Genomic DNA, 23,342 nt, shown 5'->3' on the forward strand with positions numbered 1-23,342 from the left:
TGCGTCCCGGACCGTCCGGATCCCGCACGTGGCTGAAGGAGGTGCGGCGCCCGGACGGTTTTTGGGCCCGGACCGTCCGGATCCCGCACGTTCCCAAGGAGGTGCGGCGTCAGGTCGCGTCGGCGGGGCGGGCGTCGAGGTCGGCGCCGTGCTCGCGCGCGAGGCGTCTCCACCGCGTCTCGGCGGCGAGCCGGTACGCCCAGCGCGGGACCCCCGGACGCGCCAGGCCCTCGCCCGCGTCCGATCCGGCGAGGACCGCCATGATGAGCCGGTCGATCGCCTCGGAGACGCCGCGACGCAGCATCCCCATGCGCGGGGATTTGGCGATGGCCCCCAGCATGCCGCCCGCGCCCACCGCGACGCCGCCCATCCACCGCGCGCCCGATCCCGCGCAGAAGTTCTCGATGACCGAGAAGGACGGAACGATCTGCTCGGCCTCGTAAAACCCCATGTTGGCCAGGGCGTAGACGCGAGTCCCCGGGGAGATGACGCCCCGGGAGCGCTCGAGGAGCTCCACGAGTCCTCCCGGCAGCGCGTCCACGTAGAGCGGATAGCCAATGAGCACCACGTCGCAGCCTTCGAGCAGCTCCGCGCGCGTCGCGCGCACGAGCTCGGGACGCCCCACGCCGGCCATCCGTGCGTAGACCGGCAGCGCCTCCGCAAAGTCCCCGAGCAGCTGCGCGGTCGCCGACCGGGCCCCGCGCGGGCTGCCGTTCACCAGCGCCACGCGGCGGGGGAGGGCGGGCGCGTGCGGCTGGGTGGCCGCCGCGGGCACGGCGGGCGCGTTCTTCTCGGCGCCTGCGCCCAGCTCGTCTGCGGGAAACCAGATGCCCGCGAGGCGCGCTCCCAGGTTGAGGGCGTTTGCGGAGGCGATGCGGCCAAAGCACGCGCGCTCCGCCTCCGTGGAGGGGCCGTAGAGCCAGCAGCTGATCGTCAGCTCGTGGTCGGGGTAGCGCAGGCGATGGTGCATCTGGGCGTTTGCCATGCGGAAGTTGGGGTGCAGGTAGCCGATGGAGCGGTCGAGCGCGCGCTTGACGAGCGGGGAGAACCCGCCAAAGGCGTTTTGGGAGAAGATCCAGAGCTCTTTGGTCCGGGCGATAAGAACGCCGAGGTCGCCCAGGGAGTCGCGGATGACGCAGACGCCCGGCGTGCGCACCCAGCACCCGAAGCAGCCCGCGCAGTCGTGCGCGGCGGCGAGGTCCTCCCGCGTGACGGCCGCGTCGAAGCGCGCGCCCGTGGCCTCGAGCTGCGCGCGCGTGAGGTCGCAGATGATGGTGCGCATGACGGCTCCTCCGGTCGACGTTGATGCCAGCGTACGCCAGGCGCGCCGCCGCGTGAAGGGGTCATCGACCCTTGACCGGAGGCGGAAGGATTACCTACTTCAAAACCAGTGGGTAACTGGCCCAAAAACGGAAAAGAGCCCCTCTTGAGGGCGGTTACCCACTGGTTTTGAAGTAGGTAACGGCTCGGCCCAAAGCGACCGGGACGAGAAGGACGTGGCGGGCGCGACAAAAACGGGGACGGAGCCCAGGCCGAGAAGTGCGACGGGCCGCAAACCTTAAGCACAGGACCTGCGCACGCCCCGCGTCCCTCGCGTGCTACACTACCGCCACCGAGGCGACCCCCATCCGCAGACGGAAGGGGGTCGCATGCGCATCGGGCGTCTTGCCACAAGGATGGGGGAGGGACTCGCGGAGGCCCTGTGGCCCACGCGCTGTGTGGGCTGCGACCAGCCCGGCGAGCTCATCTGCGACCGATGTCGCGCCGCGCTGCCGTGGATCGAGCAGCGCCTGGCGTGCCCCTCGTGCGGTGCGCCGTACGGGAAACTCACCTGCACGGAGTGCGACGGCACCTGGCCCGTGCGCGCCACGGTCGCCGCGTTTGGCTTCCACGGCACGCCGGCGCGCATGGTCACCTGCCTCAAGGACGGACATGAGCTGCGGCTCGCGCCGGTGATGGCGGCTGCCCTGCTCACGGCGCTCGAGGAGGCGTCCGCCTGGCCCGCGCCGGACGGGCGCCCGCGCTTCTCGCCCGACGAGGTGGACGGCGTCTGCTTCGTGCCCGCCACGTCCGCCGCCTTCGCGCGCCGCGGCTTCGACCACATGGCGCTGGTCGCCCGCGAGCTCTGCGGCTTCTCCGGCCTGGGGCTCGCCGACGTGCTCGTGCGACCGCAAGCCCGTGACCAGCGCATCCTTGGCCGAGAAGAACGCGCGGAAAACCTCGAGGGCACCATGTACGTCCGCGGGGACGTCTCGGGCGCGCGGCTGCTTCTGCTCGACGACGTCGCCACCACCGGCGCGTCGATTGCCGAGGCCTCGCGCGCCCTTCTCGCCCGGGGCGCGGCGTCGGTCACCGCCTGCGTCCTCGCCCGCGTGTGGTGAGCCCGGTGCCTGAGGGCCGCCCGCGCCCGCGCCTCGCCCGCTCCCCGCGCCCGCCCGCGACCCGCGCCCGGCAACATGATGAAACTTGCTTTAACACACCCGCCCCCTCCCCGAAGCGCCTCGCGGACGGGGTATACTGAGCAGACGTCTCGACCAGGTCTGTGGTTGCGGGCCCCGGCGCGTCCGGAGCCCAAGTCCATGTCAGACGAGGACAAAGGGATCCACGTAAGTCAGGGCGTGCGCGTCCTGACGATCATGGCTCGTCCTAGAGGTAAGTCGCACCGCCCGTCATACCTAAGAGGCATACGGCCTCGCGGGCGAGAGGGGCAAGAGTGGAGGCGCCGCGGCGCCGGAAGCGACGTCCCCGGTGCGCGGGTGTGGGGGCAAAGACCAGGTCAGCTGGGAGAGGCGTACGACCGCAATCGTAGACGGGAGTTGCCATGCCGCGCTCGCGCTTTCATAGCATCCTCGGGGTCGCCGCCGCGGCCCTCAGCGTCTCGCTCCTCGCCGGCTGCTCGGGGATCTCGGAGATCCCCTCGGGCGTCGGGAGCGTCGTCCAGAGCATCATCAAGGACGTGACCGACCCGGTCACCGTCGAGCAGGCCCGCGCCGCCCGCCGCGCCGAGCTGGTGCCCGCCGTGAGCGACGAGGACCTCGTCACCCCCGGCACCCTGACCGTCGGCGTACGGTCCACGGGCACAGCGCCGCTCGTCATGACCGGCTCGGACGGCTCCACGATGGGCATTGACGTCGACACCGCGTACGCCCTCGCGGACGAGCTGGGGCTCGCCCACGTCGAGTTCGTCTCCGTCACCAACGTGGCGGCGGGCCTCGCCTCCTGCGACGTCGTCATGAGCGTCGACGCCACCCAGGGCGACTGCACCGTCGTGGGCTCCTACGCCCAGAGCGCGCTCGGCGTCTTCGCCGCCGGCGACACGGTCGCGACCCCGATCGCCGCCACGGAGTTCTCCGGCAAGACGGTGGGCGTCCAGGAGAGCTCCGTCTCGCAGGCCTCCCTCGCCAAGCTGGGGCTCGGCAACTTCGAGGAGACCTTCTCCAACCTCAACGAGGCCTTCGACGCGCTCGCGGCCGGCTCGGTCGACTACGTGGTGTGCGACGCCTACGCCGGCGCCTACCTCGCCTGCACGCATGAGGGCATCTCCTTCGCCGGCACCATCGACACGCCCGTTCCCGTGGGCGTGGCCGTCTCGACCGACGCCACGTCCCTGCAGGCCAACGTCCAGGCCGCGCTCGACGCGATCCAGACCAACGGCGTCGCCGACATCGCCAAGTCCCGCTGGGTGGGGGAGTTCCCGGCCCTCACCGAGGCCACGGTGGTGACCGGCCTGCCGGAGCCGCAGGAGGAGCCGGTGGACGAGGGCGACGAGAACAGCGGCAACGCCGACGCCCAAAACGGTGACGAGGGCGAAGACGGCGTCTCCGGCAACGGCTACTCCGCCGACGACGCCGGCGCGGACGGCACCGACGCCGGGACCGATGACTCTGACGGCACCTACATCGGCTCCGCCTACGCGTTCGACTGACGCCGAGCCCGGCGCCCGGCGTCCGGCCCCGCGCTCCCGGCGCGGCAGCGAGCGCGCGTTCTTCTCGCCCGCCTTTGCGAACGCACGCCGAACAGACCATGCCGCTCAGGCAGTTGGTGGCCGCGAGAGGGGGGAATGGGCCGCTCGCATTTGGGTATCTATTGTCGTAGGAGCGGTCGCGCCCGTGTCGCGCCCGCCCATGGCAATCGTTAGGAGGTTCGCATGGTTGACATCAAGATCTCGGGCCGCAAGGTGGGAGTCTCCGACTCTCTTCGCGCACACGTCGAGGAGAAGGTCGGCAACGCGCTCAAGGTGTTCGATATCAAGCCCATGACCTGCGATGTCGTTCTGCGCGTCGACAAGAACCCCTCCAACCCCGAGCGCAAGACCTGCGAGGTCACGGTCTTTGTCCGTGACAACGTCGTCCGCGTGGTCGCGAGCTCCGACGACATGTTCGCCGCCATCGACGACGCCGCCGACAAGGTCACCCGTCAGCTCCGCAAGTACAAGACGCGCGTCATCGACCGCCGCCAGCGCGTCGCCGCCGCCAAGGCCGGCACCGTCACCCAGGAGGACCTCGCCACCCTCATCGAGCCCGGCCCGGACGAGACCGAGGACGACCAGCTCGTGCGCGAGAAGTACATCGACCTGTTCCCCATGACGGAGGAGGAGGCGCTCGTCCAGACCGACCTCATCGGCCACGACTTCTACGTCTTCACCAACGCCACCACCGGCCTGGTCAACGTCATCTACCACCGCAAGAACGGCGGGTACGGCATCATCAAGCCCAAGATCGAGGAAGAGAATGAGCAGTAGCGATACCAGCACCACCAGCACCACCGCAATCCAGGACGCGGCCTCCGAGCAGGGGCTCGCGTCAGAGACCAACGCCCAGGCGTCGCAGGAGGCTGCGCGCCTGGGCCGCGCGTATCACCGCGCGTCCAACGTGAGGATCATCGTCGACTCCTGCGCCGACTTCGCCCCCGGCGTCGCCGAGGCGCTCGGCGTCGAGGTCGTGCACTTCACCTACGTCATGGGCGGGGAGGAGCACGTCGACGACCTCTGGAAGTCCATGACCCCCAAGCAGTTCTACGACCGCATGCGCGCCGGCGAGACGGCCACCACCTCGGCCGTCACGCCGGGGCGCTACCTCGAGTTCTTCGAGCGCGCGGCGGAGGAGGGCACCCCGACGGTCTACCTGGCCTTCACCCGCGGCCTCTCCTCGAGCCTGGACGCCGCGCGCCAGGCTGCCGAGATGGTGCGCGAGAGCCATCCGGGCTTCGAGATCTACGTCGTGGACAACGTCTGCCCGTCCGCCGCGGCCGAGCTCCTGGCCCTCGAGGCCGTGAACCAGGCGACCAAGGGGCTCACCGCCAAGGAGCTCGTGGCCTGGGCCGAGGAGGCGCGCTACTACATCCACGGCTACTTCACGCTGGACTCCTTCGACGCCCTCGCGCGCGGCGGGCGCATCCCGCCTGCCGCGGCCACCGTGGGCGGCAAGCTCGACATCAAGCCCGAGCTCTCCTACGACACCAACGGCGCCCTCACGCTGCGCGGCATGTGCCGCGGCCGCAAGAAGGCCCTGCGCGCGATCCTGGCGGACTTCAAGGCCAACTACCTCGGCGCCGAGGGCGGGGACGAGAAGCTCCCCATGGCCATCGTCTCCGCGGACGCCGAGAAGGACGCCATGTGGCTTGCCGAGCAGGTCCGCAAGGAGCCGGGCTGCGCCGACGTCCCCATCATCTACAGCTCCGTGGGCCCGGTCATCGGCGCGCACGTGGGCCCGGGCATGGTGGCCCTGCTCTTCTGGGGCAAGGACCGTCGCGAGAGCCTCTCGTTCACCGACCGCATCGCCCGCCGCGTCAAGGGCGAGAAGTAGCAACTGTCTGACAACGGGGTGATGAGGAGGGACCGTCCCTTCTCATCACCCTGCCTGTGGAAAGGAACCACCTTGCAGATCAAGAAGATCGCCTTCATCGGGACCGGCATCATGGGCGCGCGCATCGCGGGCCACATCATGGACGCCGGCTACGAGCTCACCGTCCACAACCGCACGCGCGAGAAGGCCGAGGGGCTTCTCGCCCGCGGGGCGACGTGGGCGGAGAGCCCCGCCGAGGCCGCCGCGGACGCGGACGTGGTCTTCACCATGGTGGGCTACCCGAGCGACGTCGAGGACGTCTACCTCACGACCGACGGCCTCATCCGCGCGGCCAAGAAGGGCGCCTGGCTCATCGACCTCACCACGAGCTCCCCGCAGCTCGCGCGCGACATCCACGACGCCGCCGAGGTCGAGGACAAGCACGCCTTCGACTGCCCGGTGACGGGCGGCGAGCAGGGCGCGATCGACGGCACCCTCACCCTCATCGCCGGCATCACCGAGGCCGCGGCGGCGCCCGTGCTCCCGGTGCTCGAGTCCTTCTCGTCCAAGATCTTCTACTTCGACCAGCCCGGCGGCGGCCAGACCGCCAAGCTCTGCAACCAGGTCTCGCTGGCCTCCTGTATGGTGGGCTACGCCGACGCGCTGGCCCTCGCCGAGCAGTCCGGCATCGACGCCGAGCGCGTGCTCGAGGTCATGGCGAGCGGCACGGGCGGCTCCGGTGCGTCGCGCACCCTGGCGCCCAAGTCCCTCGCGGGCGACTACAAGCCGGGATTTCTCGCCGAGCACCTGCGCAAGGATATTGGCCTGGCGCTGCAGCGCTCCGAGGACCTCGACATCACGCTGCCGGGCGCCGAGACGGCGTTCACCCTCTTTGACATGCTCTGCCAGATCGGCGGCTCGCGCATGGGCACGCAGGCCCTCACGCTGCTCTACCAGGAGGAGGCCGCGTGCGTGGCGGCCGGCCTCGACTGGTCCCTGCTCGACCAGGGCGAGGACGACGAGCACGACCACGAGTGCTGCTGCGGTCACGACCACGGCGAGGACCACGAGTGCTGCGGCGGCCATGGGCACGGCCACGGCGACGGCCACGAGTGCCACTGCCACGACCACGATCACGAGCACTAGCCACGGGGCACGAGGGCTAGACGCGCCTCGCTAACATGTACAGCTCCGGTTTTGCCAAAAAAATACCTGCGGATATAGAATACGCAACGGAACTGTGTATGTTACGGTAGCCGGCCGGCGTCGACATCCTCGGCGCCGGCCGATCAGCGCCGCGCAAGACAAGGAGAACCACCCGCTTCATGAACGGAACCGACATCCCCCAGAGCCCGCAGAGCTCCATCGCGGTGCTCATCGACTTTGAGAACCTCGCCCTCGGCACGGGCAAGCGCAACCGCCGCGGGCACCAGGAGCCCGGCCCGCTCCCCGACGTCAAGCTCATCCTCGAGCGACTCGTCGACAAGGGCCGCATCACCGCCAAGCGCGCCTACTGCGACTGGCAGCGCTTCTCCGACGCCGTCACGCCCCTGCACGAGCTGGGCATCGAGCTCATCGAGATCCCGGACCGCGCCTACACCGGCAAGAACTCCGCCGACATCCGCCTTGCCGTGGACGCGATGGAGATTTGCCTCACGAAGGACCACATCGACACCTTTGCCATCCTCTCCGGCGACTCGGACTTCTCGCCGCTCGTCTCCAAGCTCAAGGAGTTTGGCAAGACGGTCATCGGCGTGGGCATGAAGGAGGCCACGAGCAGCCTGCTCGCGGAGGTCTGCGACGAGTTCATCTTCTACGAGGACATCACCCGCGGCGCGGGCATCCCGGACTTCTCCGGCAAGGTGCCGCGCGAGAAGCAGGACTGCTACCAGCTGCTCTTCGAGACCATCGACGCGCTGCAGCGCGAGAGCGACAGCTTCATCCTCGCCTCGCGCCTCAAGGACACGATGAAGCGCAAGCGCCCGCAGTTCTCGGAGGCCTCGTACGGCTACCGTTCTTTCACGGCGCTTCTGCGCGAGGCGTCCAAGCTCGGATTCATTGAGATTCACCAGGACCCCAAGAGCGGCACGGCCGTGGTCGACGGGTTCTGCGAGTAGGGAGGACAAGAACATGGCGGATATCGAAACCCCGGACATCTCGGGCCTGGTCGAGGAGCTCTCCGGCTCGAGCCGTCGCCGCCGCCAGGAGGTTGCCCACGCGATCGCCCAGGCCGCGCGCAGCAACCCCGACGTGGTGGCGCCCTTTGCCGACGACCTCATCGACGCGCTCTTCCGCCCGGAGGCGCAGACGCGCTGGGAGGTCCTCGACGCCCTCGGGGCCGTCGCGCAGACCGACGCCGAGCGCGTGGCGGGCGCCTTCGAGGGCGCCGAGGCGTCGCTGTTCGACGACGGCTCGGCCACGGTGCGCCTGGCGGCCTTCGAGTTTCTGTGTCGCCTCGGCGCGAGCTCGCCCGAGCGCTCCGACGAGGTCTGGCCGCTGCTCGACGAGGCGATCCAGTGCTATCACGGCGACGCCGAGTACCGTGACATGCTCACGGCGCTGCTGGGCCTCGCGCAGGGCGCTGCCTCCGAGCAGACGCGCGGCTCCCTGGCGGCTCGCGTGAAGTTTGACGCCGAGAACGGCACGGGCTACATCAAGTCCTTCTCGGCAGAGATCCTTCAAGCTCTCTCATAGGTTTGTGCAGGGGCGGGGGAGGTTGCTCCCCGTCGCCGTGCCGCGCCGTAGAATCAAGGCCTGAAAGCAAGATGGGCGCGCCCGTCGCGGCGCGCCGTGCGTGAGGGGAGACCCATGGCAGACGAGGACAAGATCGAGGACGTGGCCGAGAAGGACGCGGACTCGGTGAAGGAGAAGGACGTGGAGGCCAAGGCTGAGAAGGACGTCGAGCCCGAGGCTGCCGAGACCGAGAAGGGCGCCGGCGCGCCGCCCGCCCCGGGCGCCGCTGCCGCGGAGCCCGCCGACGCCCCCGCCGAGGCCGACGCCGCCGACGCCGATGCCCACGCGCACCGCGGCCCCTCCACGCCCGTGTGGGTCGCCATCTGCGTCTGCGCGCTCGTCGTGGGCGTGCTCGCCGGCTTCTTCCTGCTCGGCGGCGCGGGCGGCGGCTCCGTCGCGCTCGACGGCCGCACGACGCTCTCTGCCGACGAGCTCGACAGCACCATCGCCACCTACACCTTCGACGGCGTGCGCACCAACGTGACGGCGCGCGACGTGCTGACCTTCGGCGGCTCCTCGGTGGACACCGCCGTCAACGAGGACGGCACCTACAACGTGCCCGCCGCCACCAACGTGCTCGTGTACGCGCAGAACCGGATCATCCTGGACGACGCCGAGGCCCGCGGCCTCACGGCGAGCGACGAGGAGATCTCCGACTACAGCGAGAAGACGATGGGCACCTCCGACCTCGCCAGCATCGCCAGCTACTACGGCATGGACGAGCAGGCCGTGCGCGACACCTTCGCCCAGTCCGTCGTCATCGAGAAGCTGCGCGCTTCCGTGTGCGAGACGACCCTGCCCGAGCAGCCCACCGAGCCCACGGCCCCCGCCGACGGCGCCGAGGACACGCCCACGGCCGACTACGCGAGCTACATCATCGCCCTTCTCGGCGACGAGTGGGACTCCGAGGCCGGCACCTGGGCCCGCACCGACGGCGACTTCTACGCCACGCTCTCGACCTACGAGATCACCAACGACTCCGCGACCTACGCCGCCGCCGAGGCCGCCTACAACGTGGCCTACAGCGCCTACCAGGACGCCTACACCCAGATGAGCAACGAGTGGAGCGACTACACGAGGAACCTCCTCGCGGGCGCGACCATCCAGCTCGGCTCCCTGGCGACCTCCTGATGCGCGTCGCGATAAGCGCCTGCCTGCTTGGGGTTCCCGTCCGCTACGACGGGGGCTCCAAGCCCGTTTCCGAGGTGATGGAGCTGGCGGGCAAGGTCGACGTCACGCGCGTGTGCCCCGAGACCGCGAGCGGGCTTCCCGTGCCGCGGCCGCCGGCGGAGCAGCTCGGGGGGCGCGTCCTTCTCGCCGACGGGCGGGACGTGACCGCGGAGTTTGACCTCGGGGCGCGGCGGTGCCTCGACGCGGTGAGACGCTCGCCGGTCCGTTTGGCCGTCCTCAAGGCAAAGAGCCCCTCGTGCGGGGTGGGTCTGATCTACGATGGAACCTACTCTGGAAGGCTCGTTCCGGGCCAGGGCGTCTTTGCCCGCAGGCTCGAGGAGGAGGGGATCTGCGTGGTCACCGAGGATACCGTGAAGTCGTGCAAGCCGAGCGTGGAGCATCCCGTCGCCATCGTGCTGGGAAGCGGCCTGGGGCACCTGGGCTCGCTCGTGAGGCCGGTCCGCCGCATCGACTACCGTGACATCGAGGGATTTCCGCAGGACGCGCGCCCGGTGGCGGGTCACAGCTTCGAGGCCACCGTGGGCTCGATCGACGGCGTGCCGGTGGTGGTCTATCCCGGGCGCATCCATCTCTACCAGGGCTACTCCGCCGCCGAGGTCACGGCGCTCGTGCGCCACGCGCACCACCTGGGCTGCCGCGACGTCGTCTTTGCGTGCGCCACGGGCGCGGTGCCGGGCCAGGCGCACACGGGCCTGGGCATCCTCACGGACCAGATCAACCTCACGGGGCGCAACCCCCTTGCCGAGTGGGAGGGTCTGCGAGACGTGGAGAGCCCCTTCGTGGACATGAACGACGCCTACTCGCCCTACCTGCGCACGATCGCGCGCGGCGTGGCCGACGACCTGGGCATCGCCGTGGAGGAGGGCGTCTACGCGGGCGTGCTGGGCCCGTGCTTCGAGACGCCGGCCGAGGTGGCGGCGCTCTCGACGCTCGGGGTGTCCTACGTGGGCATGTCCACGGTGTGCGAGGTCGTCATGGCGCGGGCGCTGGGCATGAACGTGCTGGGGCTCACGCTGGCGGCCAACGAGTCCGGCGCGCCGGCGGTCAGCCACGAGACGGTGCTCGCCGAGGCCGAGAAGCACGCGGAGGACTTCGAGGCGCTCGTGCGCGGCGTGCTGCGGCTGCTGTAGCGGGCGCGGGCGGGTGCCTAACCATTCCGCCCCGGCGCACTTCTCAGCCGTCGCGCGCTTACTCTTTGCCGTGCATCGCACTGACCCCACGCCCCATCCGGGAAGCCCTCTCGGATGGGGCGTATTTTCTAAGCACGGCAACCTCTTGGCCCGCGATGCGCCCGGTTCCGTAAGCAGCCAGCCCGCCCAAAGCCGAGAAAAGCAAAGATCCGCGGCCGAGAAGAACTCCGCGCCTGCGACAACCCCGGTTTAGTAAGTGCTCAAATGCCCGTCCGTGCGATGCGTGGCAATCGGTAAGCACCTCCCGCGACCCGCGGAGCCACGCGCCGCAGCGGCAGAGAAAAACGTGCTTGCGCAGCGGCAGCGGTTCTCGTATAGTTGTTATTCGCTGACACGCCAGCTTAGCTCAGTTGGTAGAGCACCGCTCTCGTAAAGCGGGGGTCACCAGTTCGAGTCTGGTAGCTGGCTCCAGCCAAACGCACAGGTCAGAGGCTCATGGGTCTCTGACCTTTTTTCATATTTGATGCGTGTCCGCCCCTGGGGAAGGGGCGTGGAGATAGGGGGGTTATGTTGCAGAAAGTGTGTCCGCTGGGGTTTACCTCCTGAACCGTGTTGGCATGTGAAACTCACTCCAGTCGATGCCTGCTCCATATTCCTCTGGGGCTCCGTCCCCTCGTTTCGATTTCCTTTGAGCATTGGCAAAGGGGCCGTCCACCTCGGCATCCGTAGGCATGACGCGCAGCGCCTCTGAAGCGGGCATCGGCGCCTCTGTATGGAGATGGCACCACCAGAAAACAGCTTTGATGCGATGGAGCAAGGGCATCCCGCGATGGTTTCTCAGCATCTCGCGCAGGCGTGCGTTCACGCTTTCCAGGGCATTGTTGGTGGAGGGCCATGCCCCTCCGTAAAGCTCTTGCATCTCGACAAAGGTGAAGAGCGTCCCTTCCCGGACGAGCTTGTTGAGGGACTTCCTGGCACGTCGGAGCCTCTCGTGGGTGTAGATGCGCCTGCCCTCCCTGAGCGTGAACTCCTTCAGGAACGCCTCCCACCTCACGCACCAGGCGCTGTAGTCCGCAAGCCACCGGGCTGCCGACGCCGGATCACGGATGTGGGCGAGCCTGTTTGCGATCCCGAGCAGCTCAGCCCCTGCCTCCAGCTTCGGCCTGAGGGTCGTGTAGCGCCTGATCTGGCTGGCCACGTGGAAGACGCAGCGCTGTATGCGGGTGCCCTTCCATACTAGGGATGCCGCCTTGGCCAGGCCCGTGGAACCGTCGGAGACGGCCATCTTGGGCGCCGGGGTGCGCGCCATGAGGGCGGCCCACGCCAACGTGCACTCACTCTGGGCGAGATGCCAGGCCAGGACGTGTCCGTCCGCCCAGGCGATGAGCACCACGGCGTCTCGTCGCATCCAGATGCCGTCGAGGTGCACGACGTCATGGACCTCGCCGGTCGCGTGGGCTATGGGCCAGATTCCCCAGACCCAGGAGGTCCTTCTCCAGAAGCTGGTGCGGCTCCCCGGGAGCTCGGAGGTCGTGCGCTTCGAGAGCAGCCACCGCAGGAACGCTCCGAGCTCCTTGGCCCTGGTGTCGATCCTGCGCACGGAGGAGGCCCCGCACGCGGGGCAGCGCCAGCGCTGCGTGCCCGCCTTCGTCTTGCCGTTCCTCTTCATCGTGCCGCCGCACACGGCGCATTTCGGATTCGCCACAGGCCCATCCCGTCTCGAGGCAACTTCTCTCGCGGAAAAGGTTGCCTGAGCTGGGGTGTCAAGGGATGCCCGGACACACTTTCTGAAACACCGGGAAGTCGGGGCGAGCCAACTCGGGAGGGTGGTTTTCTGCGCCCTGACTGTGGGGACGGCGCCGTGGCAGACACACTTTCTGCAACATAACCCTTGTGGCGCTGTTTGCGGCGGTCGCATGCCTGCCCGTCACGGCGCTCGCCGACGAGGCGATTGAAGTCGTGTGCTACACGATCTTTGGCGGTGACGGCGTCGGCATCTGCACGTACCAGACCAAGGAGGAGGCAGAGCGCTACGGGGACATCGCGAACGAATACCCGGAGCTCACGATGCCTGAGGGAGGGCGCAGCCGCTATCTGAGGTATGAGTGCGGCGTTCCGATCGAGTTCGTCGGCGGCGAGGACGTCTTCAAGTACGGTCTGGCGAAGAACTGGAACTGGAACGCCCCCGACGTCACCGACGTCGACGGGTTCTACGTCTTTTCCGGAGACTCCTTCGGGCAGACCTCCGCAGGCCTGTTCCTTAACGGCGCCATGATCAGGATGGTCCCCGACTCTCAGCAGCCGGTCGAGAAGGCCGTCATCACCGTCACCGGGACAAACGCCGCAGGCCAGGTCACGGACTTCACGGTCGACCTCGTCTATGCCTCGGAGCAGAGCGGCCGTGACGTTGCCGTCTCCGGGGGCTCGGGCGTGGGCATGCGGCTGATGCCGAACGCCTGACTGAAGGAGGGCCTCGACTCTGGCACCGGGAACTTCAGCGCCACGGCCACGAGCCTCTCCGCCTCTGACCCCGCGGCCTCCGGGCTCGTCTCCGCCGTAAATGACGGCGAGGTCGTCGGCGTCTTTGACTTTGACCTGGTCGTCGGGTCGGTCGAGTGGTCGGATGACTTCGGCGTCGCGTGGGTCACCTTCCCGGTTGACGCCCGCCACAATGGCTCCTTCGTCGACGTCTGGACGTGGCGGGCGGACGTCATCGGCCTCAACCCCACGGAGCGCCATGCCGAGCTCAGGGGCACCCATCCCGTCAGCGGAGGCAAGGTGACCGTCCCGCTCTGCGACCTCACCCAGGTCGTCCTCTCCGTCCAGGACGAGGGCTCGACGATGTCGATGGCGCGTCTGTACAACCCCAACTCGGGAGAGCACTTCTACACGCTGTCCACGGCCGAGCGCGACATGCTCACCTCCGTGGGCTGGGTCTTTGAGGGCGTGGGCTGGACTGCCCCGGCGACCTCCGACAGGCCCGTCTACCGTCTCTACAACCCCGACGCCGGAGACCACCACTACACGCTGGACGCCTCCGAGCGCGACATGCTCGACTCCGTGGGCTGGGTCTTTGAGGGGATAGGCTGGTACTCTGCGGGGTCGGACGGCACCCCGCTCTACCGTCAGTACAACCCAAACGCGACGACCGGCACCCACAACTACACCATCGACGCCGCCGAGCGCGACATGCTCGTCGGACTCGGCTGGGTCGACGAGGGGATTGGCTAGTGGGGCGTATAGCCTCATTGAGGCCGATCGCGTCCGTGCTCCGCAGGCGCGGCTGGCGATAGGCGGATGCCACTTCCATCGGGACGCTCTCTCCCGGCCGGGGGAGGGCGTCCCGCTTTGACAGGTGCCCCGGACGCTCCTGCCCCGCAGTTCTTCTCGCCCGGTGTTTTGCTTTTGCCGGCCGGGGCACGGATTTGCTTTGGGGCGTTGCGCATTCCGGGACCATGGCACGGCGCCTAGGGCCACGCGCCGGCGTTGGGCGAGAAGAACGCGTCCGCGTCGCGCCCTGGCCCGCGATTCTGCAACATTCCCCCTGCGATAGAGGCCGCCTTGGCGCCCGTGGCCCGTTCAGCGCTGTACCTGCCTGCCACGTCCGTCATAATCGCAACGCCGAATCGCGCCGCCGTGCCATGGCCCCCAAACCCGCAACGCCCGCGCCGCTGGCCCGCCCCGGCCCTCTCCCCGCCGCCCCCTTTGCCCGCGGCGCTTAGCCGTCCTTGTGGATCGTACGGTCGTGCTTCTTGGCGCTTACTATTCGCTGGCCGTCGCATCCACGTTCTTCTCGGCGCTTAACCATTGCTGCCCATCGCAGCGGCCCGCTGCCGGAAGAGACCCGCCACGAGCGATGGGCGGCGTTCCGTAAGCAACCGCGCCTTGCTCCTTGCGACGCGCGGCAAAGTCTAAGCACCGAGAAGGGCGCCCCTGCGATGCGCGAGGATTGTTAAGCACGACGGCGCCGCCGCGCGCGATGGGCGGCGTTTTGTAAGCACCGGAGCCGCCGCACGTCGCCGTCGCGCGCTGCCGGGGAGCTTTCGCGCCGCTCCCCGGAACCTCCCGTCAATCTTCCGTTGAGCTGCTAGCATTTACCCAGCTAGAGGGGTGATGCGACATGGCGGCCAAGGCAAGGCGACGCGGCAGTTTCAAGGTTCTTCTCGCCATATTCCTGATCGCTGCCGCGCTGGGCTGCATCCCCTCGCGCTCCGAGGACGAGGCTCCCGCGGAGCCGACCCCCATCGAGCAGGAAGCTTCACGGGAGGCTGACGAGGAGCAGCCCGTCACCCTCTCGGCGGCGGAAGACGCGGACTCCGGGCCCGAGTCTGCGCCCGCGCCTGAACCCGAACCTGAACCTGCGCCGGCGCCCGAGCCCGAACCCGAGCCTGCCCAGGACCCGGTCCCCGCCGCTGCCCCGGAGCGCTCGACCTTCGACCTCTCCCAGGTCCCCGAGTACTCCGGCAGCCCCGTCGTCGCGGTCAACGGCAACGCCCCAACGCTCACCGTCGCCGACGCCGAGGGCCTCACGGAGCGCTACAGCCCGCTCGACTCCCTCGGCCGCTGCGGAGTGGTCATGGCGCTCGTGGGCCTCGAGACCATGCCCACCGAGGAGCGCGGCTCCATCGGCATGGTCAGGCCCTCCGGCTGGCACACCGTGCGCTACGACGACCTCGTGGACGGGAAGTACCTCTACAACCGCTGCCACCTCATCGCCTACCAGCTCACGGGCGAGAACGCCAACACGAGAGACCTTGTCACGGGCACGCGCTACATGAACATGGAGGGCATGCTCTCCTACGAGAACGACGTCGCCGACTACGTGGAGCGCACGGGCAGCCACGTGATCTTCCGCGCGGAGCCCGTGTTTTCGGGCGACGAGCTCGTGTGCCGCGGCGTGCACCTCGAGGCGATCTCCTACGAGGACGGGGGCGCCGGCCTCTCCTACAACGTCTTCTGCTACAACGTGCAGCCGGGCGTGGGGATCGACTACGCCACGGGCGACAGCTGGCGCACCGCCCCGGAGCCCGCACCGGAGCCGGAGTCCGAGCCCGTCGAGGACCCGGCGGCCTCCGCCGAGGTGACCTACATCCTGAACGTCAACACCGACAAGTTTCACCTGCCAGGGTGCTCCTCGGTGAAGCAGATGAGCGAGAAGAACAAGCGGGAGTTCACGGGCGCGCGCAAGGAGGCCATCGCCCAGGGCTTCGACCCCTGCAAGCGCTGCAATCCGTGACGCTGCCGGGGAGCTCCACGCCACCCACTCGGTAGCCACCGGTCAGCCCCGCAGCTGCCCCGCAGCCACCCGGCAGCCCGGCAGCCCCACGCCCGCTCCGCAGCCCCGCGCCAGCCATCCGGCAGCCCAATGTAAGGGCTTTGTAAGCAGCGGCGAGCGGCAGGACCGACCGTCCTTCTCGCCCTTGACGCGCCACGCTTTACGCTATCCTTATCAAGCATTTACAAAGATGTGACAATTGGCCGCGCGCGGCCGGTAAGGGAAGCGAGCGCACTTGATTAGCTTCGAACAGTTCCTGGGCGTCCTCTCCACCAACCCGTTCCTTGTGATCGTGATGCTCCTGGTCATGGGCACCATCTTCGTCAACGGGGCCACGGACGCCGCCAACGCCATCGCCGAGCCCGTCGGCACCCGCTCGATCGACGTGGACTCGGCGATTCTCATGTCCGTCATCTGCAACTTCGTGGGTCTCGTGGCGATGTCGTTCATCTCCACGGCCGTCGCCGACACCATCTCCGGCATGGTGGACTTTGGCGGAGACACCCACGCCGCGCTCATCGCGCTCGCGGCCGCCACGGTGGGCATCGTGGCCTGGGGCCTGGGCGCCTGGGCCTTTGGCATCCCCACCTCGGAGAGCCACGCCCTCATCGCCGGCCTCACCGGCGGCGCGCTCGCCGTGTCCGGCGGCCTCGACGGCGTCAACATGGGCGAGTGGGTCAAGGTCGTCTACGGCCTCGCGCTCTCCACGGTCCTGGGATTTCTCGCCGGCTGGATCATCTCCAAGGTCATCCCCATCGCCTGCAAGAACGCCGACCGCCGTACGGCCAACAACTTCTTTGGTCGCATGCAGGTCCTCGGCGCCGCCGGCGTGGCCCTCATGCACGGCGCGCAGGACGGTCAGAAGTTCATGTCCACCGCAATGCTCGCCATCGCGCTCTCGCTCAACCTGACGGTGGGCGAGATGGGCGGCTTCCCGCTCTGGATCATGGTGCTGTGCGCCGCGGTCATGGCCATCGGCACGGCCGTGGGCGGCAAGAAGATCATCAAGAAGGTGGGCATGGAGATGGTGCGCCTGGACAAGTACCAGGGCTTCGCCGCCTCCGTCAGCGCCACCGCGAGCCTGCTCATCGCCACGCTCACCGGCCTTCCCGTCTCCACCACCCACACCAAGACCGCCGCGATCATGGGCGCCGGCGCCGCCAAGGACCCCAAGTCCGTCAACTGGGGCGTCGCCAAGGAGATGGTCCTCACCTGGGTCTGCACGTTCCCGGGCTGCGGCATCATCGGCTACGTGCTCGCCAAGCTCTTCCTCGTGCTGTTCTAGTCCCGGGCACGCGCCCGGCCGCACGTTCTTCTCGACCGCCCTTATCGCCTCTTATCGCTCCCGTCCCCACGCAACCGAAGGAGTCCACATGCCCCGCATCAAGAAGGAAGACGAGTTCTACACCATGCTCAAGGAGTTCGCGGCCCTCATCGTCGAGGCGGCGGACGAGTACAACACCATCATCTGCAACTTCCCCGACTCGATGAGCTCCATCCCGCAGATGAAGGTCTACGAGTCCAAGGCCGACGAGCGCGTGAAGGCCATCATGGCCAAGCTCTACACCTCCTTCATCACGCCGATCGACCGCGAGGACATCTCCAGCCTCGCCCTCGCCCTGGACGACGTGGTTGACTCCATGTACGGCGTGGCGGTGCGCCTTGACCTCTTCAACATCGGCGACCTGCGCATCGAGGCCAAGCAGATCTCCGAGCTCACGGTCCACGCGGTCCACGAGATGCAGGAGATGATCAACCACCTGCCCGACTACAAGAAGGACCGCGTGGTCCTGGAGAAGGCCATCAGCGTGGGCACCGTCGAGGACGAGGGCGACACCGTCTACCAGCAGGCGCTGCGCCGTCTCTTCTCCGACGAGGAGGACGCCTCCGGCAAGTACGCGGTCACGTGGCTGCGCATCTTCGACCGCATGGAGCTCTGCCTCGACGCGTGCGACCGCGTCTCCGGCATCGTGCGCGACATCATCATGAAGGACGCGTAGGGCGAGAAGAACGTCCATCGCGCGCTTGCCGCCCCGCCGGCCCCTCTGACTTTCACGCGGAACTGCGCTTCGCGGAAGATTCCGCTTAGAAAGCCAGAGGGGCCGGCGGGGCGGTCGTCTCTGGGCGGGTTCTCTTACCGCTGTGGGGGGCGTGGCGTGATATAGTTGTTGTACGGTACAACGCTTCGAGGAGGTGGACCGTGGACGCGATGGTTACGGGGCGGATGTCTCAGGCAAAGAAGGAGCTGGGCAACCAGGTGCTCAGGGAGCTGGGGACCAATGCTTCTCAGGTGATCAATGAGCTGTATGACTATGTGATTTCCCGGCGCGCGCTGCCCTTCTCGGCTCCCGAGGAGGAGCGGGGAGAGCGGCTGCGTGCCGCAGTCGCGGCGGTGGACGCCGTGCCCAAGGTCGAGCTTGACGCGCGGTTTGCGGCAATGGACGTGAGACAGGCTCGGATGGAGCGGCTTTCCGACGACGGCCTGATGGGGGACGGTCGATGATTCGCGTGCTCGTGGACAGCAACGTGCTCGTTGACTTTCTCGCCCGACGCGGCGACTTCTATGGCCTTGCGCGGAAGCTCATGGTCTTTGCCGAGATGGGGGACTATGAGCTCTGGATGAGCTCATCGCAGGTGACCGACGTGTTCTACGTGCTGAGCAACGGCGGGCGCCCGTCGTGCGTGTCTGCGGCGCGAGATGCGCTGCGGGCACTGAGGCGCTTTGTGCGCGTGTGCGCCCCGGGAGAGCGCGAGGTCGACCGCGCGCTGGACTCCGACTGGCCCGACTTCGAGGACGCGCTGGTGTACCAGGTTGCCACGAGCATCGACGCGTCCGTCATCGTGACGAGGAACGCGCGCGACTTTGGGCGCTCGGCCATACCCGCGCGCACGCCCGAGGAGTTCTTCTCGTGGATGGAGCAGCGCAATCACCTCGCGTACGACGAGGTTGCGTTCTGAGCCGAGGCCTCAGCGCTGCGGTGGGAGCGGAGGGTTGACGGGGCGTGTCAAAATGCTTTGACATGCAGGTCAGCGGTGGTCTGCTACACTACTGCCACCAATCGTCCGTCTGCCCGACCGCCGACCTAAGGAGGCCGCGATGGCGCGTCCGGAGCGCATCGACGCCGTGCTCTTTGACTTTGACGGGACGCTCTGCGACACGGAGCGCCACAACCTCGTGCTCGTGCGGGAGGTGCTCGAGCAGCTGGACGTGCCCATCTCCGAGGAGGAGCTCCACGCGCTCTCCGGCGGGGACGACCGCGTGGTGGTGCCGCCGATCCTGGAGCGCCACGGCTCGCCGTACACGATCGACGACTACGAGCGCCTGCGCGACTACTGCTACCGCACCTACTCCGAGGCCGACCTCGAGCTGGAGCCGGGTGCGCGCGAGCTCATCGAGGGGCTGCGGGCGCGCGGGGTGGCCGTGGGCCTGGTCTCGACGACGATCGCCCGCTGCGTCCTCACGGCGCTCAACCGCCTGCGCGCGACCGACCTCTTTGACGTGATGGTCTTTGGGGACATGGTCGCGCGCTGCAAGCCGGACCCGGAGCCCTACCGGCGTGCGCTCGAGTTTCTGGGCGTGGACGCCGCGCATACGGTGGTCTTCGAGGACTCGTCGACGGGCGTCGCGGCGGGACAGGCGGCGGGCTGCCACACGTTTGGCTGCACGCGCTGCGCGATCGGGCAGGACCTGAGCGCCGCCGACGAGCTCATCGACACCTTCGTGGGCCTGCACCTGTAAGTTGGGGACAGCCCCCAATTCACAGAGTCGCGCGGCGGACCGCAAAAGTCGTCTTCGATCCATATTCGGCGCTTCGCCGGAACAAAACCCGCCTTCGATCCATGGAAAAATGGGCCTCTTGCCCGTTTCAAAGAGCGAGCGCGCGACGGTTTCCTGCGGAAACGTCGTCGCACGCCCTGTGGACGGGGGCTCAAGGCCCAAAAACTCATGGATCGAAGGCGGGTTTTGTTCCGCGCCGGCCTCAGATATGGATCGAAGGCCGGTTTTGCAGCCGCGTCGGCCGCGCCGGCCTCGTGACGCTAGGCCAGCGTCGCGGCGAGCGCCAGGAGCTCGTCCACGTCCGCGTCGCCCGTGGCCCAGGAGCAGACGAAGCGCGCGACCACCTGGCCGTCCGGCAACTCGTAGAAGGTCTCGCAGCCGCACGCCGCCTCGAAGGCGTCGCGCTGCGCCGGCGCCATCACGAAGAACTGCTGGTTGGACGCGGAGTCGCCGTACGGCTCGAAGCCCAGGGCAGTCATGCCGTCGCGCAGGTGCAGCGCGCACGCGTTGGCGTGGCGCGCGAGCCGCCAGTAGAGCGCCTCGCCGCCGTCCGCACTCGGCGCGAACGCCGCCTCGAACTGCACGCCGAGCAGGCGGCCCTTGGCGAGCAGGCCGCCGCGCTCCTTCTGCAAATACGGAAAGGCCTCGCGCAGGCGCGGGTCGGATATGACCATGGCCTCGCCCATGAGCATGCCGTTCTTGGTGCCGCCGAGGTAAAAGGCCCCGCAGCGCTCGGCGATGTGCTCCAGCGTGAGGCCGCCGGCGGCAGGCGAGGTGAGGCCGGAGCCCAAGCGCGCCCCGTCGAGGAAGACCGGCAGCCCGTGGCCGTCCGCCCAGTCGCAGATGGCGTCGAAGCGCGCGAGGTCCCACACGCCGCCGAGTTCGGTGGTGTTGGAGATGTAGACGCAGCCCGGGCGCGTCATGTGGCGGCCCGTCGAGGTCTGGAAGCGCCATACGCGCTCGGCGGCCTCGGGCGTGAGGAAGCCGTCGCGGTCGTCCGTGGGCAGCACGGTGCGCCCGCACGCGGCCACGGCGCCGGTCTCGTGCACGTTGATGTGGGCGTCCGGCGTGCAGACGGCGCCCTCCCAGTCGCGCAGCAGCCCCGTCACGCCGATGACGTTGGCCGAGGTGCCGCCGATGCAAAACTCCACGTCAACGTCGTCGCGGCCGCACGCCGAGCGGATGAGCTCGCGGGCCCGCTCGCAGTGGGCGTCGCCCTCGGTGTAGCCGACGGTCTGCTCGTCGTTGGTCGCCACGAGCGCGGCCATGATCTCGGGCGCCGCGCCCTCGGAGTAGTCGTTGCGGAACATGCGCATGGTGTGCCTCGGTTCCTCTCGGATCGTGCCTACGCCGCAATGTTACAACCTCCGCAACCGGGCGCGCCCCGCGCCCGGAAAGGGTTTATCGTCTTCGCAGCACATATCGCACGCGATCCCGGCAGGGAGGCAATCATGGCAGTGGAGAAGAAGGACATCGACTGGGGCAGCCTCGGCTTTGCCTACCAGCCCACGGACTACAGCTACGTCTGCAACTATCGCGACGGCGCCTGGGAGGAGGGCGGCCTCACCACCGACCACACCCTCACGCTCTCCGAGTGCGCGGGCATCTTCCACTATTGCCAGGAGGTCTTCGAGGGCCTCAAGGCCTACACCACCAAGACCGGCGACATCGTCTGCTTCCGCCCGGACCTCAACGCCTCCCGCATGGCCGACTCCGCGCGCCGCATCGTGATGCCGCCCTTCCCGGAGGACAAGTTCGTCGAGGCCGTCAAGATGGTCGTGCGCGCCAACGAGGCCTGGGTCCCGCCCTTTGGCTCCGGCGCCACGCTCTACGTGCGCCCGTTCATGGTGGCCACCGGCGAGGTCATCGGCGTCAAGCCCGCCGACGAGTACCAGTTCCGCATCCTCGTGACGCCCGTGGGCCCGTACTACTCGGGCGGCGTCAAGCCCGTTGCCGTGAAGGTCCCCGAGTACGACCGCGCCGCGCCCCACGGCACCGGCGCCATCAAGGCCGGTCTCAACTACGCCATGTCGCTCTACCCGAGCGTCCAGGCGCACGCCGAGGGCTTCGCGGACAACATGTTCCTCGACCCGCAGACCCACACCTTCGTGGAGGAGTCCGGTGGCGCCAACTTCCTGTTCGTCGACCGCGAGGGCACGCTCGTGGTGCCCCAGTCGGCCACGGACTCCATCCTGCCGTCCATCACGCGCCGCAGCCTCGTGCAGGTGGCGAGCGAGATGCTCGGCATGACCGTGGTGGAGCGCCCGGTCAAGTTCGAGGAGGTCGCCGCGGGCGAGTTCGTCGAGTGCGGCATGTGCGGCACCGCGGCCGTGATCTCTCCGGTGGGCAAGGTCGTGAACGGCGACACCGAGGTCATCTTCGGCGAGGGCGGCATGGAGCACGTGGGCCCCGTCATGTCCAAGCTGCGCGAGACCCTCACCGGCATCCAGGACGGCGAGATCGCCGGTCCCGAGGGCTGGGTCGTCAAGATCTGCTAGGCGAGAAGAACCTCTGATTCGGGGATGCCGCCCCGCCGGCCTCCGACCTTCACGCAGGACTGCGCTTCGCGAAAGCTCCTGCTCGGAAGGCCGGAGGCCGGCGGGGCGGTCGTCTCAGAGGGGATTCTCTTACCGGCTGGCTTGTGGTGCTCGGGCATCCTCCTCTTTGTGGCTTGAGTGGGCAAGTATAGGTACCCACTCAAGCGAGGGGGGAGAGAAGTACCTGCGAAAACGTTGCCCACGCAGGACGCGGCAGGGAAGATGGCCCGGGCATTTTGCCCACTCAAGACGGGGGCGCCTACGCAGGCCGGCAAGCGAGCCACGCGGGCCGGCGGGAGCGCCCATGCGGGCCGGCAAGCGGGCAGCACCGTGCCCGCGCCGCGCGACGGCTGGCGCGCGGCCGCTACTGGGCGGAGTACGACTGCACGGCGAGGTCGCGGAGCTGGGCGGTGGTCAGCTCGGGCGTCAGGATGAAGGTGGCGTCGGTCGCGAGCGCGCCCGGCTCGAGGAGCTCGAGCGCCTCGAAGTAGTCCAGCGTGGCGAGCAGGTCGCCTGCCTCGTTGCTCACGAGCAGAAGCCGCCAGTCAAAGACGTCCTCGTCGCTCACCTGGTACATCGTCTGCGGATGGCGGGGGAGCATCGTCTTTCGGTCCTCGTGCAGGAGGCACATCCCGATGACGTGGCCGTCGTCCTGGTCGCGATAGAAGCGCGGGGGCAGCTTGGCCGCGCCCTCCCAGACGTCCGGCTCCTTCTTGCCGCGCAGCCTGTCCAGCAGTCCCATCGTGCCTCCCTACCTCGGCGGACGCGAACAGCGTAGCACGCCGGGGCGCGTGCCTCAGCCGGAGAGCCGCAGTCGGGCGCACTTCTCGGCGTCGTGCGCGCCAAAGCGGGGTGCGCACGACGCGGGGAGGTGCGCGCAGCGGCGAGGCGTGGCGGCGCGCGTCGGCCGCGCGG

General features: G+C 68.6%; 22 protein-coding genes and 1 tRNA gene. 19 read left to right on the top strand and 4 right to left on the bottom strand.

Annotation, left to right across the window (positions count from 1 at the left end):
* Positions 1–109 precede the first annotated feature (109 nt).
* Positions 110–1,282, bottom strand: coding sequence for a hypothetical protein (locus NW198_RS00615; protein ID WP_258339595.1), 1,173 nt, complete (start codon positions 1,280–1,282; stop codon positions 110–112).
* Between the two features lie 367 nt (positions 1,283–1,649).
* Here NW198_RS00615 and NW198_RS00620 point away from each other — a divergent pair, with 367 nt between their 5' ends.
* The 10 genes from NW198_RS00620 (at position 1,650) to NW198_RS00665 (ending at position 11,308) form a co-directional block, all read left to right on the top strand.
* Positions 1,650–2,381, top strand: coding sequence for a ComF family protein (locus tag NW198_RS00620; protein WP_258339596.1), 732 nt, complete (start codon positions 1,650–1,652; stop codon positions 2,379–2,381).
* Between the two features lie 440 nt (positions 2,382–2,821).
* Positions 2,822–3,925, top strand: coding sequence for an ABC transporter substrate-binding protein (locus NW198_RS00625; protein ID WP_258339597.1), 1,104 nt, complete (start codon positions 2,822–2,824; stop codon positions 3,923–3,925).
* A gap of 222 nt (positions 3,926–4,147) precedes the next feature.
* Positions 4,148–4,741, top strand: a complete 594-nt coding sequence (gene hpf, locus NW198_RS00630; RefSeq protein WP_087315287.1) for a ribosome hibernation-promoting factor, HPF/YfiA family — start codon at positions 4,148–4,150, stop codon at positions 4,739–4,741.
* Positions 4,731–5,804, top strand: coding sequence for a DegV family protein (locus NW198_RS00635; RefSeq protein WP_258339598.1), 1,074 nt, complete (start codon positions 4,731–4,733; stop codon positions 5,802–5,804). Before hpf ends, NW198_RS00635 begins: the two co-directional genes overlap by 11 nt.
* A gap of 21 nt (positions 5,805–5,825) precedes the next feature.
* Positions 5,826–6,929, top strand: coding sequence for an NAD(P)-dependent oxidoreductase (locus tag NW198_RS00640; protein ID WP_258339599.1), 1,104 nt, complete (start codon positions 5,826–5,828; stop codon positions 6,927–6,929).
* A 179-nt stretch (positions 6,930–7,108) separates the two neighbouring features.
* On the top strand, positions 7,109–7,900 hold the full coding sequence (locus tag NW198_RS00645) for an NYN domain-containing protein (protein ID WP_087315281.1): 792 nt from the start codon (positions 7,109–7,111) through the stop codon (positions 7,898–7,900).
* Between the two features lie 13 nt (positions 7,901–7,913).
* Positions 7,914–8,477: a hypothetical protein gene (locus NW198_RS00650; RefSeq protein WP_258339600.1), complete on the top strand. Its 564-nt coding sequence runs from the start codon at positions 7,914–7,916 to the stop codon at positions 8,475–8,477.
* Positions 8,478–8,591: 114 nt separating this feature from the next.
* Entirely contained in the window at positions 8,592–9,647 is a 1,056-nt protein-coding gene (locus NW198_RS00655) for a hypothetical protein (protein WP_258339601.1), read from the top strand.
* On the top strand, positions 9,647–10,837 hold the full coding sequence (locus NW198_RS00660) for a purine-nucleoside phosphorylase (protein WP_258339602.1): 1,191 nt from the start codon (positions 9,647–9,649) through the stop codon (positions 10,835–10,837). The genes NW198_RS00655 and NW198_RS00660 overlap by 1 nt, the downstream gene beginning before the upstream one ends.
* A 395-nt stretch (positions 10,838–11,232) precedes the next feature.
* Positions 11,233–11,308 (top strand) — tRNA-Thr (locus NW198_RS00665).
* A 124-nt stretch (positions 11,309–11,432) separates the two neighbouring features.
* Here the strand turns inward: NW198_RS00665 and NW198_RS00670 are convergent.
* Positions 11,433–12,755 (bottom strand): IS1249 family transposase, encoded by a 1,323-nt coding sequence (locus tag NW198_RS00670; RefSeq protein WP_258339603.1) that lies wholly within the window; start codon positions 12,753–12,755, stop codon positions 11,433–11,435.
* On the opposite strand from NW198_RS00670, the gene NW198_RS00675 reads away from it, so the two are divergent.
* The 8 genes from NW198_RS00675 (at position 12,731) to NW198_RS00710 (ending at position 19,851) form a co-directional block, all read left to right on the top strand.
* Complete coding sequence (locus NW198_RS00675) at positions 12,731–13,297, top strand: hypothetical protein (protein WP_258339604.1); 567 nt, start codon at positions 12,731–12,733, stop codon at positions 13,295–13,297. The two genes, NW198_RS00670 and NW198_RS00675, sit on opposite strands and share 25 nt — an antisense overlap.
* A 318-nt stretch (positions 13,298–13,615) precedes the next feature.
* Positions 13,616–14,068, top strand: a complete 453-nt coding sequence (locus NW198_RS00680; RefSeq protein ID WP_258339605.1) for a hypothetical protein — start codon at positions 13,616–13,618, stop codon at positions 14,066–14,068.
* 889 nt (positions 14,069–14,957) lie between these two features.
* Positions 14,958–16,073, top strand: coding sequence for a DNA/RNA non-specific endonuclease (locus NW198_RS00685; protein WP_258339606.1), 1,116 nt, complete (start codon positions 14,958–14,960; stop codon positions 16,071–16,073).
* Between the two features lie 274 nt (positions 16,074–16,347).
* A complete protein-coding gene (locus NW198_RS00690; protein ID WP_258339609.1) occupies positions 16,348–17,397 on the top strand; it encodes an inorganic phosphate transporter in 1,050 nt (349 codons plus the stop codon).
* Between the two features lie 88 nt (positions 17,398–17,485).
* Positions 17,486–18,112: a DUF47 domain-containing protein gene (locus NW198_RS00695; protein WP_087313576.1), complete on the top strand. Its 627-nt coding sequence runs from the start codon at positions 17,486–17,488 to the stop codon at positions 18,110–18,112.
* 200 nt (positions 18,113–18,312) lie between these two features.
* Positions 18,313–18,615: a hypothetical protein gene (locus tag NW198_RS00700; protein ID WP_258339611.1), complete on the top strand. Its 303-nt coding sequence runs from the start codon at positions 18,313–18,315 to the stop codon at positions 18,613–18,615.
* Positions 18,612–19,070 carry a PIN domain-containing protein gene (locus NW198_RS00705; protein WP_258339612.1) on the top strand — a complete coding sequence of 153 codons (459 nt, stop codon included), beginning with the start codon at positions 18,612–18,614 and terminating at the stop codon, positions 19,068–19,070. The genes NW198_RS00700 and NW198_RS00705 overlap by 4 nt, the downstream gene beginning before the upstream one ends.
* 139 nt (positions 19,071–19,209) lie before the next feature.
* Positions 19,210–19,851, top strand: a complete 642-nt coding sequence (locus NW198_RS00710) for an HAD family phosphatase (protein WP_258339613.1) — start codon at positions 19,210–19,212, stop codon at positions 19,849–19,851.
* A 299-nt stretch (positions 19,852–20,150) separates the two neighbouring features.
* Here NW198_RS00710 and NW198_RS00715 read toward each other — a convergent pair whose 3' ends face one another.
* Entirely contained in the window at positions 20,151–21,206 is a 1,056-nt protein-coding gene (locus NW198_RS00715; protein WP_258339614.1) for a low specificity L-threonine aldolase, read from the bottom strand.
* A gap of 135 nt (positions 21,207–21,341) precedes the next feature.
* On the opposite strand from NW198_RS00715, the gene NW198_RS00720 reads away from it, so the two are divergent.
* Positions 21,342–22,388: a branched-chain amino acid aminotransferase gene (locus NW198_RS00720; protein ID WP_258339617.1), complete on the top strand. Its 1,047-nt coding sequence runs from the start codon at positions 21,342–21,344 to the stop codon at positions 22,386–22,388.
* 403 nt (positions 22,389–22,791) lie between these two features.
* Here NW198_RS00720 and NW198_RS00725 read toward each other — a convergent pair whose 3' ends face one another.
* The gene (locus NW198_RS00725; protein ID WP_258339618.1) at positions 22,792–23,169 is read right to left on the bottom strand and encodes a DUF4299 domain-containing protein; all 378 of its coding nucleotides are present in this window, start codon (positions 23,167–23,169) and stop codon (positions 22,792–22,794) included.
* Between the last annotated feature and the right edge of the window lie 173 nt (positions 23,170–23,342).

Origin of the sequence: Thermophilibacter sp. ET337 (assembly GCF_024733715.1) — a bacterium.
Taxonomy (GTDB): Bacteria; Actinomycetota; Coriobacteriia; order Coriobacteriales; family Atopobiaceae; genus Thermophilibacter.

Excerpts from the sequence above, each read along its gene's own strand:
- NW198_RS00615 (WP_258339595.1), bottom strand. The coding sequence starts at position 1,282 with ATGCGCACCATCATCTGCGACCTCACGCGCGCGCAGCTCGAGGCCACG.
- NW198_RS00620 (WP_258339596.1), top strand. The coding sequence starts at position 1,650 with ATGCGCATCGGGCGTCTTGCCACAAGGATGGGGGAGGGACTCGCGGAG.
- NW198_RS00625 (WP_258339597.1), top strand. The coding sequence starts at position 2,822 with ATGCCGCGCTCGCGCTTTCATAGCATCCTCGGGGTCGCCGCCGCGGCC.
- hpf (WP_087315287.1), top strand. The coding sequence starts at position 4,148 with ATGGTTGACATCAAGATCTCGGGCCGCAAGGTGGGAGTCTCCGACTCT.
- NW198_RS00635 (WP_258339598.1), top strand. The coding sequence starts at position 4,731 with ATGAGCAGTAGCGATACCAGCACCACCAGCACCACCGCAATCCAGGAC.
- NW198_RS00640 (WP_258339599.1), top strand. The coding sequence starts at position 5,826 with ATGAGGAGGGACCGTCCCTTCTCATCACCCTGCCTGTGGAAAGGAACC.
- NW198_RS00645 (WP_087315281.1), top strand. The coding sequence starts at position 7,109 with ATGAACGGAACCGACATCCCCCAGAGCCCGCAGAGCTCCATCGCGGTG.
- NW198_RS00650 (WP_258339600.1), top strand. The coding sequence starts at position 7,914 with ATGGCGGATATCGAAACCCCGGACATCTCGGGCCTGGTCGAGGAGCTC.
- NW198_RS00655 (WP_258339601.1), top strand. The coding sequence starts at position 8,592 with ATGGCAGACGAGGACAAGATCGAGGACGTGGCCGAGAAGGACGCGGAC.
- NW198_RS00660 (WP_258339602.1), top strand. The coding sequence starts at position 9,647 with ATGCGCGTCGCGATAAGCGCCTGCCTGCTTGGGGTTCCCGTCCGCTAC.
- NW198_RS00670 (WP_258339603.1), bottom strand. The coding sequence starts at position 12,755 with ATGCGACCGCCGCAAACAGCGCCACAAGGGTTATGTTGCAGAAAGTGT.
- NW198_RS00685 (WP_258339606.1), top strand. The coding sequence starts at position 14,958 with ATGGCGGCCAAGGCAAGGCGACGCGGCAGTTTCAAGGTTCTTCTCGCC.
- NW198_RS00695 (WP_087313576.1), top strand. The coding sequence starts at position 17,486 with ATGCCCCGCATCAAGAAGGAAGACGAGTTCTACACCATGCTCAAGGAG.
- NW198_RS00705 (WP_258339612.1), top strand. The coding sequence starts at position 18,612 with ATGATTCGCGTGCTCGTGGACAGCAACGTGCTCGTTGACTTTCTCGCC.
- NW198_RS00710 (WP_258339613.1), top strand. The coding sequence starts at position 19,210 with ATGGCGCGTCCGGAGCGCATCGACGCCGTGCTCTTTGACTTTGACGGG.
- NW198_RS00715 (WP_258339614.1), bottom strand. The coding sequence starts at position 21,206 with ATGCGCATGTTCCGCAACGACTACTCCGAGGGCGCGGCGCCCGAGATC.
- NW198_RS00720 (WP_258339617.1), top strand. The coding sequence starts at position 21,342 with ATGGCAGTGGAGAAGAAGGACATCGACTGGGGCAGCCTCGGCTTTGCC.
- NW198_RS00725 (WP_258339618.1), bottom strand. The coding sequence starts at position 23,169 with ATGGGACTGCTGGACAGGCTGCGCGGCAAGAAGGAGCCGGACGTCTGG.